The organism is Pseudoalteromonas sp. 23_GOM-1509m, from assembly GCF_000518425.1.
In the GTDB taxonomy this organism is placed as follows: domain Bacteria; phylum Pseudomonadota; class Gammaproteobacteria; order Enterobacterales; family Alteromonadaceae; genus Pseudoalteromonas; species Pseudoalteromonas tetraodonis.
In genome coordinates this window covers 310,782-325,608 of sequence record NZ_KI912434.1, presented here as the reverse complement: position 1 = coordinate 325,608, position 14,827 = coordinate 310,782, and the positions used below count along the sequence as shown (strand labels likewise).

At 40.1% G+C, this 14,827-nt stretch carries 17 protein-coding genes; 12 read left to right on the top strand and 5 right to left on the bottom strand.

The window, feature by feature from the left end; all coding sequences use genetic code 11:
* Positions 1-166 precede the first annotated feature (166 nt).
* The gene (gene erpA / locus N523_RS0117140) at positions 167-505 is read left to right on the top strand and encodes an iron-sulfur cluster insertion protein ErpA (protein ID WP_002958911.1); all 339 of its coding nucleotides are present in this window, start codon (positions 167-169) and stop codon (positions 503-505) included.
* A 58-nt stretch (positions 506-563) separates the two neighbouring features.
* On the opposite strand, the gene N523_RS0117135 is transcribed toward erpA, so the two are convergent.
* Complete coding sequence (locus N523_RS0117135; RefSeq protein ID WP_013464338.1) at positions 564-752, bottom strand: hypothetical protein; 189 nt, start codon at positions 750-752, stop codon at positions 564-566.
* Positions 753-1,113: 361 nt separating this feature from the next.
* Between N523_RS0117135 and N523_RS0117130 the strand changes: the two genes are divergently transcribed.
* The gene (locus N523_RS0117130; protein ID WP_008111877.1) at positions 1,114-1,353 is read left to right on the top strand and encodes a helix-turn-helix domain-containing protein; all 240 of its coding nucleotides are present in this window, start codon (positions 1,114-1,116) and stop codon (positions 1,351-1,353) included.
* Between the two features lie 68 nt (positions 1,354-1,421).
* On the opposite strand, the gene N523_RS0117125 is transcribed toward N523_RS0117130, so the two are convergent.
* The 4 genes from N523_RS0117125 to N523_RS0117110 are packed head-to-tail and all read right to left on the bottom strand — an operon-like array spanning position 1,422 to position 5,187.
* The gene (locus tag N523_RS0117125) at positions 1,422-2,801 is read right to left on the bottom strand and encodes an AmpG family muropeptide MFS transporter (RefSeq protein WP_013464340.1); all 1,380 of its coding nucleotides are present in this window, start codon (positions 2,799-2,801) and stop codon (positions 1,422-1,424) included.
* Between the two features lie 53 nt (positions 2,802-2,854).
* Entirely contained in the window at positions 2,855-3,475 is a 621-nt protein-coding gene (locus tag N523_RS0117120) for a peptidylprolyl isomerase (RefSeq protein ID WP_013464341.1), read from the bottom strand.
* A gap of 2 nt (positions 3,476-3,477) precedes the next feature.
* On the bottom strand, positions 3,478-4,038 hold the full coding sequence (locus tag N523_RS0117115; RefSeq protein ID WP_013464342.1) for a YajG family lipoprotein: 561 nt from the start codon (positions 4,036-4,038) through the stop codon (positions 3,478-3,480).
* The gene (locus tag N523_RS0117110) at positions 4,039-5,187 is read right to left on the bottom strand and encodes a methyltransferase (RefSeq protein WP_028835485.1); all 1,149 of its coding nucleotides are present in this window, start codon (positions 5,185-5,187) and stop codon (positions 4,039-4,041) included.
* Between the two features lie 43 nt (positions 5,188-5,230).
* Here N523_RS0117110 and N523_RS0117105 point away from each other — a divergent pair, with 43 nt between their 5' ends.
* The 10 genes from N523_RS0117105 (at position 5,231) to N523_RS0117055 (ending at position 14,820) form a co-directional block, all read left to right on the top strand.
* Positions 5,231-5,830, top strand: coding sequence for an alpha-ketoglutarate-dependent dioxygenase AlkB family protein (locus N523_RS0117105; RefSeq protein WP_028835484.1), 600 nt, complete (start codon positions 5,231-5,233; stop codon positions 5,828-5,830).
* A 69-nt stretch (positions 5,831-5,899) separates the two neighbouring features.
* Positions 5,900-6,211, top strand: a complete 312-nt coding sequence (locus N523_RS0117100) for a BolA family protein (protein ID WP_028835483.1) — start codon at positions 5,900-5,902, stop codon at positions 6,209-6,211.
* Between the two features lie 109 nt (positions 6,212-6,320).
* Positions 6,321-7,514, top strand: coding sequence for an enoyl-ACP reductase FabV (gene fabV, locus N523_RS0117095; protein WP_024601887.1), 1,194 nt, complete (start codon positions 6,321-6,323; stop codon positions 7,512-7,514).
* 355 nt (positions 7,515-7,869) lie between these two features.
* Positions 7,870-9,213, top strand: coding sequence for a Na(+)-translocating NADH-quinone reductase subunit A (locus tag N523_RS0117085; RefSeq protein WP_028835482.1), 1,344 nt, complete (start codon positions 7,870-7,872; stop codon positions 9,211-9,213).
* Position 9,214: 1 nt separating this feature from the next.
* Positions 9,215-10,420: an NADH:ubiquinone reductase (Na(+)-transporting) subunit B gene (locus tag N523_RS0117080; RefSeq protein WP_008111893.1), complete on the top strand. Its 1,206-nt coding sequence runs from the start codon at positions 9,215-9,217 to the stop codon at positions 10,418-10,420.
* Positions 10,413-11,162: a Na(+)-translocating NADH-quinone reductase subunit C gene (locus N523_RS0117075; RefSeq protein ID WP_028835481.1), complete on the top strand. Its 750-nt coding sequence runs from the start codon at positions 10,413-10,415 to the stop codon at positions 11,160-11,162. The genes N523_RS0117080 and N523_RS0117075 overlap by 8 nt, the downstream gene beginning before the upstream one ends.
* On the top strand, positions 11,162-11,794 hold the full coding sequence (locus N523_RS0117070; protein WP_006791491.1) for an NADH:ubiquinone reductase (Na(+)-transporting) subunit D: 633 nt from the start codon (positions 11,162-11,164) through the stop codon (positions 11,792-11,794). The genes N523_RS0117075 and N523_RS0117070 overlap by 1 nt, the downstream gene beginning before the upstream one ends.
* Positions 11,795-11,804: 10 nt before the next feature.
* Positions 11,805-12,413, top strand: coding sequence for an NADH:ubiquinone reductase (Na(+)-transporting) subunit E (nqrE, locus tag N523_RS0117065; RefSeq protein ID WP_006791490.1), 609 nt, complete (start codon positions 11,805-11,807; stop codon positions 12,411-12,413).
* Between the two features lie 17 nt (positions 12,414-12,430).
* On the top strand, positions 12,431-13,654 hold the full coding sequence (gene nqrF, locus N523_RS0117060; RefSeq protein WP_013464349.1) for an NADH:ubiquinone reductase (Na(+)-transporting) subunit F: 1,224 nt from the start codon (positions 12,431-12,433) through the stop codon (positions 13,652-13,654).
* 140 nt (positions 13,655-13,794) lie between these two features.
* Positions 13,795-14,820: an FAD:protein FMN transferase gene (locus tag N523_RS0117055; protein WP_028835480.1), complete on the top strand. Its 1,026-nt coding sequence runs from the start codon at positions 13,795-13,797 to the stop codon at positions 14,818-14,820.
* Positions 14,821-14,827: the final 7 nt, after the last annotated feature.

The window sequence follows — 14,827 nt, the reverse complement described above, 5'->3', positions numbered from 1 at the left end:
ACAACCGATTAATTTAAATTAAATTTATAGTATATTGATTCACAGAACAGATTAAACGCGCATTGTTTTAATTAAAGCTTATAAACGCGAGCTTACTATACTTGATTAAAACACTCAGGTATTAGATAATCTGGTGCATTAGTATAAAGGTATTGAGGGTTATAAAATGTCTGAAGAATTACCCATTAAGTTTAGCGACGCAGCCGCTGTGCGTGTTAAACAGTTAATCGACGAAGAAGAAAACCCAGATCTAAAACTGCGTGTTTATGTCACAGGCGGTGGTTGTTCAGGTTTTCAATACGGTTTTACTTTTGATGAAAAAGCGAATCCTGGCGATTTAGAGATTGTTAAAAACGGGGTTACCTTAGTCATTGACCCAATGAGTATCCAGTATTTAGTTGACGGTGAAGTAGACTACACCGAAGGGTTAGAAGGGGCACGCTTTTTTGTCTCTAACCCTAATGCCACAACAACGTGTGGCTGTGGCGCTAGTTTTAGCGTGTAAAGATACCGTTATTTGAAAAAAAAACCGCTTAATTAGCGGTTTTTTTATGTGTTTAAAATCATAACTCAGTTGGTCTGTATTCTGTTATTTGCATTATTAACACAAAAAAACCAAGTACGAATGCAGAGAAAGCTAAAATATAGATAAAGCCTTTTTTACCCTGTTTGATTGGAATTGCATAATGGCGTAAAAAAAAGTACCAGCCCAAGCATAAAATAATAGGCAGTAAAAAAAGTAGTCTAAACATGATTTAGCCTTTTTAAACAAATAATAAGTTAATAATAAACGGCTTATATTTAAATGAAACAAAAAAGTTATAAAATATTTAACCTTATTCAGAGTTAGTAAATATTTGTTGTTAAACTTTAATCGCATAATTACTAATTAATCATTCAGATCAACGGTGAATGGTATATAATGTATCCAAGAGTGAAACGGGCAAGGTTTCATTTTTCACAATAATAAAGTGTTAATACATATTTGAGCGTTTTTATTGGTTTAATTGTAAGCGTTTACACTGCGCTTTAGTGAGTGGTTGTAGGTTTACAGTGTTGGCGATGTAAAGTGCTTAGCTATATGTATATTTAAACAACGAGTAGGAGTTGTATATGATGGGTAAAACCGTATCTTCGGAAGAAAATGCAAAATTAACAAAGTGGCTTAAAACTAAACGCCATGAAAAAGGCTACACCATGCGTAGCTTAGCGCAAATCTTGGGTACGCCACATTCTTTTATTGGCAAAATTGAAAATCAGGAACGTCGTTTAGATGTAATTGAGTTTGTTCGCTACTGTAATGCATTAGAAGTCGACCCTTATGAAGCATTAAGCTTAATTAAAGCTGACTAACGCTTTCTTTTTGGCTGTAATCGTAAAGTTAAATTAGCGTCTACAGCCAATACTAGTGCAGGGATGCATTAGGTATTTTTATGATAATTTTGCTCTAGTGCATATAGCTTGTGCCTAATTAGAAATAAAAACACTAATGAGGGTAAAACCATAAGTGCAGTTAATACAAAGAACAATGACCAATTCCCCATTAGCCAATCATCAATAACCACGCCGCTGTAACTCGATAATAACGTACGCCCTAAATTACCCAATGATGCCAATAGCGCATAATGGGTGGCGCTAAATGCTCTGTCACACAGCATAGATATAAAAGCAACCATTGCCACTAAAGACCAAGCTTGGGTAAAGCCATCAACTACAATTGCCATTGCATATAAGTGCTCTTGTGGACCAGCTAAGGCAATCCAAGAAAACATTAAGTTAGATGCTGCCATGGCTACGCCACTAATAAATAAGCCTTTCACAATGCCATATTTATGGTTAAAAATACTGCCCAAAAAGGCAAATACAATGGTGATTAACCCCGTGCCGAGTTTTGAGTAATTTGCTATTTGCGTATTACTAAAGCCAACTTCTTTATAAAATACAATCGACATCCGCGCTAAAAATGCTTCACCAATCTTAAATAAGAAAATAAACGCCAGCAGCGCCAACGCGGTTTTAACGCCATTTTTAGCAAAAAAGGTTTTAAACGGATCAACCACGGTAACGCCTAGCCATGCAAGCGTTTTTGTCAGTGGTGTTTGTTTAGTTGCGGCGAGTTTTTCAAGATAAACACGTTCTAGTTCGGCATGTACGGCTTCGCGATTTGATTGTGGCTCTTTAGCCCAAAATACACAGCTAATTAATAACAGCATAATCGCGGATAAAAAATAATACACCTGTGGCCAGTCAATATTTGGCATATCAGCCATGTAAAAAGGCACAGCTCCTAATAAAGCATAGCCAGTCCACCAACCTGAGGTGGCCATTGCAGCCGCCGCGGTGGCTTTGTGAGATTCATTTTCACTAAGGGTGTCTATTCGAAAGGCGTCAATTGCAATATCTTGCGTGGCAGAGGCTATGGCGATTAACAAGCAAAGTGCGGCGGCAACCGCTAGGTTTGCTTTCAAATCAAGTCCTGCAAGTAGCAATGTGCCAAGCAAAATAAAGCTTTGGCAAAACAGTATCCAACTACGGCGCTGACCAAGCCAATTATATAAAAAGGGCAGTTTAGTGCGGTCGATTAAAGGTGACCATAAAAAGTTGATGCTGTAGGCACCAAACACAATGCCAAATAGGCCAATCATGCTGCGGCTCAAACCTTCATCTTTAAGCCATGCCGACATTACTGAGCCAATTAATACCCACGGAAAGCCACTGCTCATTCCAAATATAAAAACATTAATCAAACGTTTATCTTTAAAATAAGAAAAGTATTCGCTAACAGAAAGTGTGCTATTCATAGGGGCTCATTGGCTTATACAAAGAGCAGCTAAGGCTGCTCTTATTAAAAAAGTTATAAAGGAACTTGCTCAAGCACCTTAATATTTAATATAACGACCGGTTTTTCGGGTACAAAGTTGTAGCCAATTTTGTCATTAAATCCGGTTTTTACAGCCATGATTTTATCGAGTGTTTCATAGCCTTCCATCACACTGCCAAACACTGCAAATCCCCAATCACGGCCAGGGTTTAAATGATCGTTATCATCCATATTAAAAAAGAACTGACGCGTTCCTGAGTGTGGTTCACGGTCTTGATAAGCCATCGCAATGCTATACATATCGTTTGTTAAGCCGTTACCGCTTTCATTAAAAATAGGGTCGTTTTCATGTAGGCCATCGTAATCTTTATCATAACCACCGCCTTGAATTACAAAGTCACGATCATTTTCTACGTCGCGTTCTACACGATGAAACACACTACCTTGATAGCTTTTATCCGACACGTACGTTAAAAAATTATTGACCGTAATAGGAGCTCTTGAGCGGTCTAATTCAACCACAATGCTGCCCAACGATGTCACAATTTCTACCCGAGGAAAAATGTTATCTTTTTGCACAAAACGACCCTCTTGAGCCGCTAAGCTACTAACGCTAAATAATAAGCTTACGCAGATTAAAAAAAGTTGCTTCATTGTTAACCTTCTAAAAATGCAATTAATTCTGGGTCAGATACAATGCGGGTAATTAACTGCTCAGTCAACTTATTGAGCTGACCTTCAACTTTTGCCCTATCGTGACCAAGCGGGCCAGATAAATTAGCATTACCGCTGTAGCGTTTACTAAAATTACTGGTCGGGCGAATCACCCGCACTTCAAATTCAATCTTGGCTTCACTGGTATGGCTCATTAGCGTTTCTGTAACTACCGCTTGCAGCGTGTGAATATCTAACTCAAAACGCAATTGCGCTAAATTAGAAATGCTGGCGCCATTGCGACTCAGCGCACTGTCTAGCGCACTTTTAACCGATTCAGTAATACCCGTACTGGCAATGGTTTTGGTTTTGCTCGATTCAATCAGCTTTAAGGTTGCACTGTCACCACGTAAATCAATCACGCTGGTGTTTAAGCTGCTGTTTATTGAGCTTATTTGACCACTTTTATACACAGGGTTAAGAATAAGCTGATTAGGCTGATTGGCACATCCCGAAAAAACCACTAATGTACAACAGCTCAATAATGCTTTTAAGAGTTTCATTTATAACGTCCCACTATTTTTAGTTGCGCTAAGTACCACAAACTTTTTATTAGAGCCTAATAAAGTACAGTTACCAAACATACGGTTTAGTTTGTCGTGGTAATCTAGATGGCGGTTACCAATAATACGCAGCTCGCCACCTTCTTTTAATGTGTCTTTTGCTTGCTTGAACATTTGCCATGCTATGTGGTCGGTAACCGCTTGTGCTTGGTGAAATGGCGGATTACACAATACAATATCAGCGCTTTCACGTTCAAAGTCAGTTAAACAATCATTCTCTATAAAGGTACATTGATCAAACTTGTCTTCCATGTTGAGCTCAATGTTGAGTCGAGCTGATTCAACCGCCATATACGACTCATCAACAAAGCTAATATGGGCATTAGGACAGCGCGCTAATGTCATTAAACCAACTACGCCATTGCCACAGCCTAAATCAATAATATTTTTGGCTTTATTTGTTTGTGGCAAATAATTAAAAAAGAAACGCGCGCCAATATCAAGTGAATCACGTGAAAACACATTGGCATGATTACTTATTGTAAAATCAGTGCCTTCGAGCGGCCAGCTCACTGGGAAATCTGCACCTTTATAACCGCCAGCGGCCTGGCTAATAATTAAACGTGATTTTTTTACTGCGAGGCTTGTTTTCGTCTCACCAATAAAATCTTCAAATGCTTTAATCGTAGAGTTATGCACGTCTTTAGTTTTTGCAGCACCAATAACAGGTGTACCAGGTGCTAGCACTTCGCTTAATTCAGATAACTGATACTGTAAAAAAGCCAACGTGCGTGGTACTTTTACCAACACTAGGTCTACTTGTTCGGGCAAAGCCGATAAACTATCAAGCTGGCTAAACGCAGTTGTTGCGATTTTGTTTTGCGCTAAGTTATAAGCCGCCGCCTGATGGCTAATATAAGAGTCGTTTACTGAACAAACTGTTAATTGTTGCTTGCTAAAGTAACAGCTAAGTGCACCAAAGCTGTCGTTTAAGATCAGTAAAGAGCGACAATCAGGGTAGTGTTCATTAACATAGTCAATGAGGTATTCGTCTGCTGAATCCCACGCTTGTAAGCTGCGGTTTTTTTGATCCAAAGGAAAGCGTTCAAGAGTAAAGGTGTTATCGCCGAGCGTAGCTTGCGTAGTCATAATAGTTTAATGATCGGTAATCAAATGATAGGTAAATTCTAACATGCAACCGCCAAACGCCAACCCCCAACTGTTACCAAATGGCTTTTCTTATCAAAGTAGGGTGCTTAGTGCGCAAAAAAGCCTCGATTTATTTTATTATTTGCAGCAAAACTTAAATTGGCAACAACCAAATATCACGGTGTTTGGCAAAACGGGGCCAATACCAAGGCTGCAATGTTTTATCAGCGAAGAGAATCTTGAGTACGGCTATTCTGGGCATAAACTCGATTTAGAGCCTTGGCCAGACGTATTACTTGCTATGCGAACACGATTAGAAAATCACCTACAGCAACCGTTTAATTCAATTTTGGTTAATTATTATCGAGATGGCCACGATAATATGGGCTGGCATAGCGATGATGAGGCGCAGCTAGGGCCTGAGCCTATCATAGCCTGTGTATCGCTTGGCGCAGAGCGATTATTTAAACTTAAACACAAAGTAAGTAACAGCATTACTAACATTAAATTACAAAGTGGTAGCTGTTTAATAATGAGCGGCCAAAGCCAACAAAATTACCAACATGCATTGCCCAAACAAACAACGCTTAAACACCCTCGAATAAGTTTAACGTTTCGCTATATTAATAATAGTTTCAGTTAAATAGCATTAGCCATGGTATAGCCGCAGTTGTTATAGTAAGTACATAACTGAATTTTGAGGATGGTTTTTATGTCAATGCAAGAACAAATACGTAACAAGCTAGCCGATGCGATTGCGTGCAAGCATTTAAATGTGATCAACGAAAGCCATATGCACAGTGCTGGGACTGAATCACACTTTAAAGTGATTGTAGTCAGTGAGGAATTTGCTGGTAAGCGATTATTGCAGCGTCATCGTGAAATTAATGAAATTTTAAAAGATGAGCTGGCAAATCATATTCATGCGCTTGCGATGCACACTTACACCCCTGACGAATTTACAGAGCACGACGGCGAAGCGCCGCAGTCACCTAATTGCATGGGCGGCTCAAAAGTTGGATAACAGGTAATAGTGGATTGGTTTGAGCAGTGAGTAACTGATCAGATCAGTTTTTTTTGTTTTAGCCTTTAAACTAGCGCTAATTTTTATTGTAAAAGATATAGGATGATCAATGGTCATTAAGCCTAAAATTCGCGGATTTATCTGCACCAATGCACACCCAGTAGGCTGTGCAGAGCATGTACAAGAACAAATTAATTATGTTAAGCAGCAAGGGGCATTAAAAAATGCACCTAAAAATGTATTAGTTATTGGTGCGTCTACAGGTTATGGCCTAGCGTCTCGCATTACCGCTGCATTTGGTGGTGGCGCTAAAACATTAGGTGTTTTCTTTGAAAAAGAAGGCACTGAGCGTAAAACAGGTTCTGCGGGTTGGTATAATACGGCGGCGTTTCAAGCAGCCGCTGAAGCTGAAGGTTTATGGTCAAAAAATATTAATGGTGATGCGTTTTCTAACGAAATTAAACAAAAAACAATCGACACCATTAAAGCTGAATTAGGTAAAGTTGACTGTATTATCTACAGCTTAGCGTCACCTCGTCGAACTGATCCAAATACCGGCGAAGTGTTTTCTTCAACGCTTAAGCCAATTGGTAATGCGGTAACCACTAAAAACTTAAATACGTCAAAGCGTGAAATTGATGAAGTAACTGTTGAAGCGGCAAACCAAGACGATATCGACAACACCATTAAAGTAATGGGTGGCGAAGATTGGGAAATGTGGATTGACGCACTTAAAGAAGCGGATGTATTAGCAGATAACTTTAAAACCACGGCTTACACTTATATTGGTAAAGAACTAACGTGGCCAATTTACGGTCATGCAACAATTGGAAAAGCCAAAGAAGATTTAGACCGTGCCACTGCTGCTATTAAAGCTGCTACCCAAGATTTAAATGGTGAAGCCTACGTTTCATCGCTTAATGCGGTTGTTACTCAAGCAAGCTCTGCAATTCCAATCATGCCACTTTATATTTCTGCCTTATTTAAAGTGATGAAGGCTGATGGCACTTACGAGGGCACAATTGAGCAAATTCATGCGCTATTTAGTGAGAACTTATACGGTGATTCACCTCGCTTTGACGAGGGCGGGCATTTATTCCAAAACTATAAAGAACTGGAAGATGACGTTCAATCTCGCGTTCAAGCCATTTGGGATAGTGTAGATACAAACTCAATTGATGAGTTAACCGATTATATTGGTTACCATAATGAATTTTTACGCTTGTTTGGTTTTGGTATTGACGCGGTTGATTATGAACAAGATGTAAATCCTGTTGCACCTATTGCCAATATGATTGACTAACTTGTCGCTGATAGCGCATTTTTGAAAAAGTCGCCTTGTGCGGCTTTTTTGTTTTTTAGCTTTGATTTGAAAAAATATTTGCTAATTGTTGGCTAATTTACCACTTTGGTCTAGCTTGTATTTTATTAATTGTTAATTACAAAACTAAATAAACGTTTCTCTCGTATAATTTTCATAAATACACTCGCATAGTCAGCCACAATAATGTTAAAATCAAAGCAATATGTGAGGAGTTTTACTGCGCTGCTTGTTTGGTATTTATAGCGAGTCATTTTATATAGCTTGCAATAATACAAATAGCGGCGTGGTTAGTACGATTTTTCAGTTTCTTTCCGTTAATGTAGTGCAAGTGCGTATGATCAATATAAAAAAAGGTCTGGATTTACCCTTAGAGGGCGCACCTCAGCAAGTTATTCATGATGGTTCTGCCGTCAAACGTGTAGCTGTGCTAGGTGAAGAGTTTATCGGTATGCGTCCAACCATGCATGTTCGTGTGGATGACCAAGTCAAAAAAGGCCAGGTACTTTTTGAAGATAAAAAGAACCCAGGCGTATTATTTACTGCACCAGCTTCTGGTACAGTAAAAGAAATTAATCGCGGTGCTAAACGTGTTCTGCAATCTGTTGTTATTGAAGTAAACGGCAGTGAGCAAATCACCTTTGGTTCTTTCTCGGAAACTGAGCTTAACAGCTTAGACCGTGAAAAAGCTAAAGAAGTACTAGTTCAATCGGGTCAATGGACAGCACTTCGTGCCCGCCCATTTAGCAAAGTAGCGGCATTGGATGCAAATCCTAGCTCTATTTTTGTGACAGCTATCGATACCAATCCACTTGCTGCAGATCCTGCAGTAATTATTGCTGAAAATGCGAAAGCGTTTGAAGCAGGTTTGGCTGTTGTGTCACGTTTAACCGATGGCAAAGTATTTGTTTGTAAGCAAGCAGGTAGTCAAGTTCCTAGTTCACCTATTGCTCAAGTAGAAGTACATGAGTTTGGTGGCGTGCATCCGGCTGGCCTTGTTGGCACTCATATCCATCACCTTGACCCAGTATCTGCTAGTAAGCAAGTTTGGCACATTGGTTACCAAGACGTTATTGCGTATGGTCACCTTTTCCTTACTGGTGAAATTTACACAGACCGTGTGATTTCGCTTGCAGGTCCGCGTGTTAAGAATCCTCGTTTAGTGAAAACACAATTAGGTGCTTCACTTGATGACTTAGTTGCAGGTGAATTAGAAGACGGTGATAACCGTGTTATTTCTGGTTCTGTACTTGCAGGTGCTACGTCGTCTGGCGTTCATGCATTTTTAGGTCGTTACCATGTTCAAGTATCTGTATTACTTGAAGGTCGCGAAAAAGAATTTTTTGGCTGGATTGCACCAGGTAGTGATAAATTCTCTGTAACGCGAACATTCTTGTCTCACCTTACACCGAGTCGTTTATTTAAAATGACAACGTCTACGGGCGGTTCAAAACGTGCCATGGTTCCACTTGGAAGCTATGAGCGTGTTATGCCACTTGATATTTTGCCAACGCTTTTATTACGTGACTTATTGTCTCGTGATTTAGACAGTGCAATTTCATTAGGTGCGCTTGAATTAGATGAAGAAGATTTAGCGTTATGCACCTTCGTTTGTCCTGGCAAATACGAGTACGGCGCAGCCCTACGCGATTGCTTAACTACGATCGAGAAGGAAGGCTAAAATGGGCTTAAAAACTTTCTTAGAAGATATCGAACCGCATTTTGAACCAGGTGGTAAGCATGAGAAATGGTACGCGCTGTATGAAGCCGCTGCGACTATTTTTTACACGCCAGGTTACGTAAACAAAGGTTCAACTCACGTTCGTGATAACATCGACCTAAAACGCATGATGATTTTAGTGTGGATGGCGACGTTCCCTGCCATGTTCTTTGGTATGTTCAATATTGGTCATCAAGCGGCAATCGCGCTTGGTAACGGTTTTGAACTAGCTAACATTTGGCAAGTAGGTTTATTCCAGTTATTAGGCGGTGAGTTAACCGTTGATGCTGGTTGGGGCGCAAAAATGTTCTACGGAGCATGTTTCTTCCTACCTATTTATGCAACAACCTTTATTGTCGGTGGTTTTTGGGAAGTATTGTTTGCTTCTGTGCGTAAGCATGAAGTAAATGAAGGCTTCTTCGTAACCTCTGTATTATTTGCATTAATCCTGCCTGCAACGATTCCTTTATGGCAAGTTGCGCTAGGTATTACTTTTGGTGTAGTTATCGCAAAAGAAATATTTGGTGGTACAGGTCGTAACTTCTTAAACCCTGCGCTTGCTGGTCGTGCGTTTTTATTCTTCGCATACCCTGCACAAATTTCAGGTGACACAGTATGGACTGCCGTAGATTCATTCTCTGGCGCGACGATGCTTGGTCAAGCGTTTGCTGGTACGTTAAATTACGCGACTGATATTGAGCTTTGGTGGAATGCGTTTTACGGATTCATTCAAGGTTCTATGGGGGAAACGTCTACACTAGCTGTACTTATTGGTGGTTTATTCCTAATTTACGTGCGCATCGCGTCTTGGCGTATCGTGCTAGGTGTATTCCTAGGTATGGTAGTAACCTCATCAATACTAAATACTATTGGTTCTGAAACCAATGCTATGTTTGCTATGCCTTGGTACTGGCATATGGTATTAGGTGGTTTTGCATTCGGTATGTTCTTTATGGCAACTGACCCTGTATCTGCTGCATTTACTGATAAAGGTAAATTAGCATACGGTGCGCTTATTGGCTTTATGGTTATCATGATCCGTGTTGTTAACCCTGCATACCCAGAGGGCATCATGCTAGCAATCTTATTTGCTAACTTGTTTGCACCTTTATTCGATCACTTTGTAGTGCAAGCTAATATCAAGCGGAGGTTGGCACGTAATGTCTAGTAATAACGAATCAATTGGCAAAACGCTAGCTGTTGTTGTCTCATTATGTTTAGTGTGTGCAGTTATTGTATCGCTAACATCTGTACAACTACGCCCTCTGCAAAAAGCAAATAAAGCAAAAGATATTCAAAGCAATATCTTAGTTGCTGCTGGTATTGGCAAAGTTGATAACGTTGCAGAAACGTTTGAAGCTAAAATCGAAACCCGCTTTGTTGATATGCAAAGTGGTGAGTTTGCTGAGCCGGTAGAAGATTTCGACTTTGAAAAAAGCAAATATGATGCTGATTTAAGCAAGTCTCTTAAAGAGAATGGTATTAAGGACATCGCCGGTATTCAACGTATTACCAAGCGTGCGCCTGTTTACATCTCTAAAAAAGACGATGGCTCTACTGATGCAATCATCCTTCCTATTCAGGGTTATGGTTTATGGGGTTTAATGTACGGTTTTATCTCGCTTGAAAGCGATGGCGAAACTATTAAAGACATTATTTTCTACAAACATAACGAAACACCTGGTTTAGGTGGTGAAATTCAAAACCCACAGTGGACTGCAACGTGGGAAGGTAAAGAGTTACCAATCCAAATCGTTAAAGGGACTGCAGCCGGTGATGAGCACAAGATCGACGGTCTTTCAGGTGCTACATTAACGTCTAATGGTGTTGACCATGCAGTTGACTTTTGGACTGGCGAAAATGGCTTTGGCCCTTTCCTTGCGAAAGTACGTAAAGGAGCATTGAACTAATGGCTGATACTAAAGAAATGAAGGCGGTCCTATTTGGTCCAGTTTTCGCTAACAACCCAATCGCATTACAAGTACTTGGTATTTGTTCTGCGCTAGCGGTAACGTCTAGCTTAAAAAATGCATTAATCATGTCAATCGCATTGACCTTGGTAACTGCATTCTCTAGCCTTTTTATCTCGACTATTCGTAACCATATACCATCATCAGTACGTATCATCGTACAGATGACGATTATTGCATCATTGGTAATCGTGGTTGACCAAGTACTACAAGCTTTCTCTTACGCTACGGCAAAAGAGTTATCAGTATTCGTTGGTCTAATCATTACTAACTGTATCGTAATGGGTCGTGCTGAAGCTTATGCAATGAAGTCGCCGCCATTAATGTCTTTCCTTGATGGTATTGGTAATGGTTTAGGTTACTCTGTAGTGCTTCTTACTGTTGGCTTTATTCGTGAGTTATTCGGTAAAGGTTCACTGTTCGGTGTTGATATTATTCCATTAGTACAAAATGGTGGTTGGTACCAACCTATGGGTCTATTGATCTTACCACCGAGTGCATTCTTCATCATTGGTTTATTCATTTGGGTACTTCGTACTTATAAGAAAGACCAAGTAGAAGCTAAAGCGTAAGGGGCGATAAGTGGAACATTATATTAGTTTATTTGTAAAAGCCGTTTTTATTGAAAACTTAGCGTTAGCATTCTTCCTAGGTATGTGTACTTTCTTAGCCGTGTCTAAAAAAGTAACTACATCAATTGGCCTAGGGGTAGCGGTTATTGTTGTATTAGGTATTTCAGTACCGGTTAATAACTTGGTTTACCATGCGGTATTAGCACCAGGTTCACTTGAGTGGCTTGGTTACCCAGAAGCGGATCTTAGCTTTTTACGTTTCTTAACTTTCATTGGTGTTATTGCTGCACTGGTGCAAATTCTTGAAATGGCATTAGATAAGTTCTTCCCACCGCTGTACAACGCATTAGGTATTTTCCTACCACTAATCACAGTTAACTGTGCAATTTTTGGTGCGGTAGCCTTCATGGTTGAGCGTAACTATAACTTCGGCGAGTCTGTTGTTTATGGTATTGGCGCTGGTGTGGGTTGGGCGCTTGCAATTACATTACTTGCAGGTATCCGTGAGAAAATGAAGTATTCAGACGTACCAGATGGTTTACGTGGTCTAGGTATTACCTTTATCACTGTTGGCTTGATGGGTCTTGGCTTTATGTCATTCTCTGGTATTTCACTGTAATAATAGCGAGGTCAATCATGGATATTTTCTTAGGCGTTGGTGTTTTTATCGCTATCGTTGTAATACTAGTTTTAATCATCATTGGTGCTAAATCTAAGCTAGTTGCAAGCGGTGACATCATCATCGGTATTAATGGCGATCCAGACAAAGCCATTAAAACATCAGCAGGTAGTAAGCTATTAGGTGCACTATCTGAGTCAGGTATTTTCGTATCTTCTGCATGTGGTGGTGGTGGCTCTTGTGGTCAGTGTCGCGTTCACATTAAAGAAGGTGGCGGTGATATTCTGCCAACTGAACTTGACCACATCTCTAAAGGTGAAGCACGTGAAGGTTGTCGTTTAGCGTGTCAGGTTAATGTTAAAAATGACATGGAAATTGAACTTGAAGAGTCAATTTTCGGTGTTAAAAAATGGGATTGTGAAGTTATCTCTAACGATAACAAAGCAACGTTCATCAAAGAACTTAAGCTACAAATTCCAGATGGCGAGTCAGTGCCGTTCCGTGCGGGTGGTTACATCCAAATCGAAGCGCCAGCTCACCATGTTAAATACGCTGATTTCGATATTCCTGAAGAGTATCGTGGCGATTGGAACCATTTTGGTTTCTTCGACCTGGAGTCAAAAGTAGACGAAGAAACAATTCGTGCTTACTCAATGGCTAACTACCCAGAAGAAGAAGGCATTATTATGCTTAACGTGCGTATCGCTACGCCGCCGCCAAGAAACCTAAGCCTACCATGTGGTAAAATGTCATCGTACATTTGGTCACTGAAAGAAGGTGATAAAGTAACTATTTCTGGTCCATTTGGTGAGTTCTTCGCTAAAGACACAGACGCTGAAATGGTATTCGTAGGTGGTGGTGCAGGTATGGCACCAATGCGTTCACATATCTTTGACCAACTTAAGCGTTTAAACTCTAAGCGTAAAATTAGTTTCTGGTATGGTGCGCGTTCTAAGCGTGAAATGTTTTATGTTGAAGATTTTGACGGCCTAGCTGAGCAAAACGATAACTTCGTTTGGCATACAGCGCTTTCAGATCCGCAACCAGAAGATAACTGGGAAGGCTACACTGGCTTTATCCACAACGTGTTATTTGAGAACTATCTTAAAGACCACGAAGCGCCTGAAGATTGTGAGTTCTACATGTGTGGTCCTCCAATGATGAATGCGGCAGTTATCTCTATGCTTAAAGATTTAGGTGTAGAAGAAGAAAACATCTTATTAGATGATTTCGGTGGCTAATACCCAAACTAAATAAATTTAGTTAAAATACCAGCCTCATAGCACTAAGTGTTATGAGGCTTTTTTATATCAACTGACTGAGTTTGGCTTTACCGCTGATTTTAGTTGATACTCTATTTAACCTTTATAAGTAGGCTATTATGAATCGATTAAGCACAGTTAAAGGCGTGGTAGCCTTATTTTTAATCATATCCACGTTACTTATCACCGGTTGTGGCAATTCACAACACAACGAAGAAGCTTACCTTGAAGGTAAAACGATGGGGACAACTTACCACATCAAGTTTTACGCTGATCAAGTAGACCCTCAAGCAGTACAAGCAGAAATAGATGCGGTTTTAGTTGATATTAACCAGTCTATGTCGACCTATATTGAAGAGTCAGAAATAAACACCTTTAACCGTTTAGGTGCTAATCAAGTAATGCCAATTAGTGATGACTTTAGAGCGGTTATTGCAGAATCTATACGAATTGGTGATTCAACTAAAACACTCGATGTGACTATGGGGCCGCTAATCGATTTATGGGGATTTGGTCCTGATAAAAAACCAACAAAGCGCCCAACTGATGAAGCACTGGCAAATATGGTCAGTAACATTGGTATAGATAAGCTGGTCCTTAATGAGCAAGGGTTAGCTAAAACAGTTGCTGATTTAGAGCTGTCGTTTTCGGCTACCGCAAAAGGCTATGGTATTGATAAAGTTGCTGAGCTATTACAAAGTAAAGGCATTACAGATTACATGGTTGAAATTGGTGGAGAACTGCGTATTGCTGGTACAAAACCAGACAATCAAGCATGGCGAATAGCAATCGAACAACCTGATGCAAATCCGGGCGAGCGCAAAGTACACCGCGTATTAACACCGGGTAATAATGGCATTGCCACCTCAGGCGATTATAGAATCTTTTATACTATGGATGGCGAAACTTATACGCATCTTATTGATCCAATGTCAGGCATGCCGATTAAGCACGACTTAGTCTCTGTCACAGTTTTGCACCCAAGTGCAATGACGGCGGACGGTTTAGCGACTGCTTTAACGGTAATGGGCATGGAAAAGGCACAACGTTATGCGCAGCAGCATGATTTACCTGTGTATTTAATTGCGAAATCGGCACAGGGGTTAGTCACCTATTCAAGCCCTGCGTTTAAGCCTTATTTATAGTCTTTAG

Excerpts from the sequence above, each read along its gene's own strand:
- N523_RS0117130 (WP_008111877.1), top strand. The coding sequence starts at position 1,114 with ATGATGGGTAAAACCGTATCTTCGGAAGAAAATGCAAAATTAACAAAG.
- N523_RS0117100 (WP_028835483.1), top strand. The coding sequence starts at position 5,900 with ATGTCAATGCAAGAACAAATACGTAACAAGCTAGCCGATGCGATTGCG.
- N523_RS0117070 (WP_006791491.1), top strand. The coding sequence starts at position 11,162 with ATGGCTGATACTAAAGAAATGAAGGCGGTCCTATTTGGTCCAGTTTTC.
- nqrF (WP_013464349.1), top strand. The coding sequence starts at position 12,431 with ATGGATATTTTCTTAGGCGTTGGTGTTTTTATCGCTATCGTTGTAATA.
- N523_RS0117075 (WP_028835481.1), top strand. The coding sequence starts at position 10,413 with ATGTCTAGTAATAACGAATCAATTGGCAAAACGCTAGCTGTTGTTGTC.
- N523_RS0117055 (WP_028835480.1), top strand. The coding sequence starts at position 13,795 with ATGAATCGATTAAGCACAGTTAAAGGCGTGGTAGCCTTATTTTTAATC.
- N523_RS0117110 (WP_028835485.1), bottom strand. The coding sequence starts at position 5,187 with ATGACTACGCAAGCTACGCTCGGCGATAACACCTTTACTCTTGAACGC.
- N523_RS0117080 (WP_008111893.1), top strand. The coding sequence starts at position 9,215 with ATGGGCTTAAAAACTTTCTTAGAAGATATCGAACCGCATTTTGAACCA.
- erpA (WP_002958911.1), top strand. The coding sequence starts at position 167 with ATGTCTGAAGAATTACCCATTAAGTTTAGCGACGCAGCCGCTGTGCGT.
- N523_RS0117085 (WP_028835482.1), top strand. The coding sequence starts at position 7,870 with ATGATCAATATAAAAAAAGGTCTGGATTTACCCTTAGAGGGCGCACCT.
- N523_RS0117115 (WP_013464342.1), bottom strand. The coding sequence starts at position 4,038 with ATGAAACTCTTAAAAGCATTATTGAGCTGTTGTACATTAGTGGTTTTT.
- N523_RS0117125 (WP_013464340.1), bottom strand. The coding sequence starts at position 2,801 with ATGAATAGCACACTTTCTGTTAGCGAATACTTTTCTTATTTTAAAGAT.
- fabV (WP_024601887.1), top strand. The coding sequence starts at position 6,321 with ATGGTCATTAAGCCTAAAATTCGCGGATTTATCTGCACCAATGCACAC.
- N523_RS0117120 (WP_013464341.1), bottom strand. The coding sequence starts at position 3,475 with ATGAAGCAACTTTTTTTAATCTGCGTAAGCTTATTATTTAGCGTTAGT.
- N523_RS0117105 (WP_028835484.1), top strand. The coding sequence starts at position 5,231 with ATGCAACCGCCAAACGCCAACCCCCAACTGTTACCAAATGGCTTTTCT.
- N523_RS0117135 (WP_013464338.1), bottom strand. The coding sequence starts at position 752 with ATGTTTAGACTACTTTTTTTACTGCCTATTATTTTATGCTTGGGCTGG.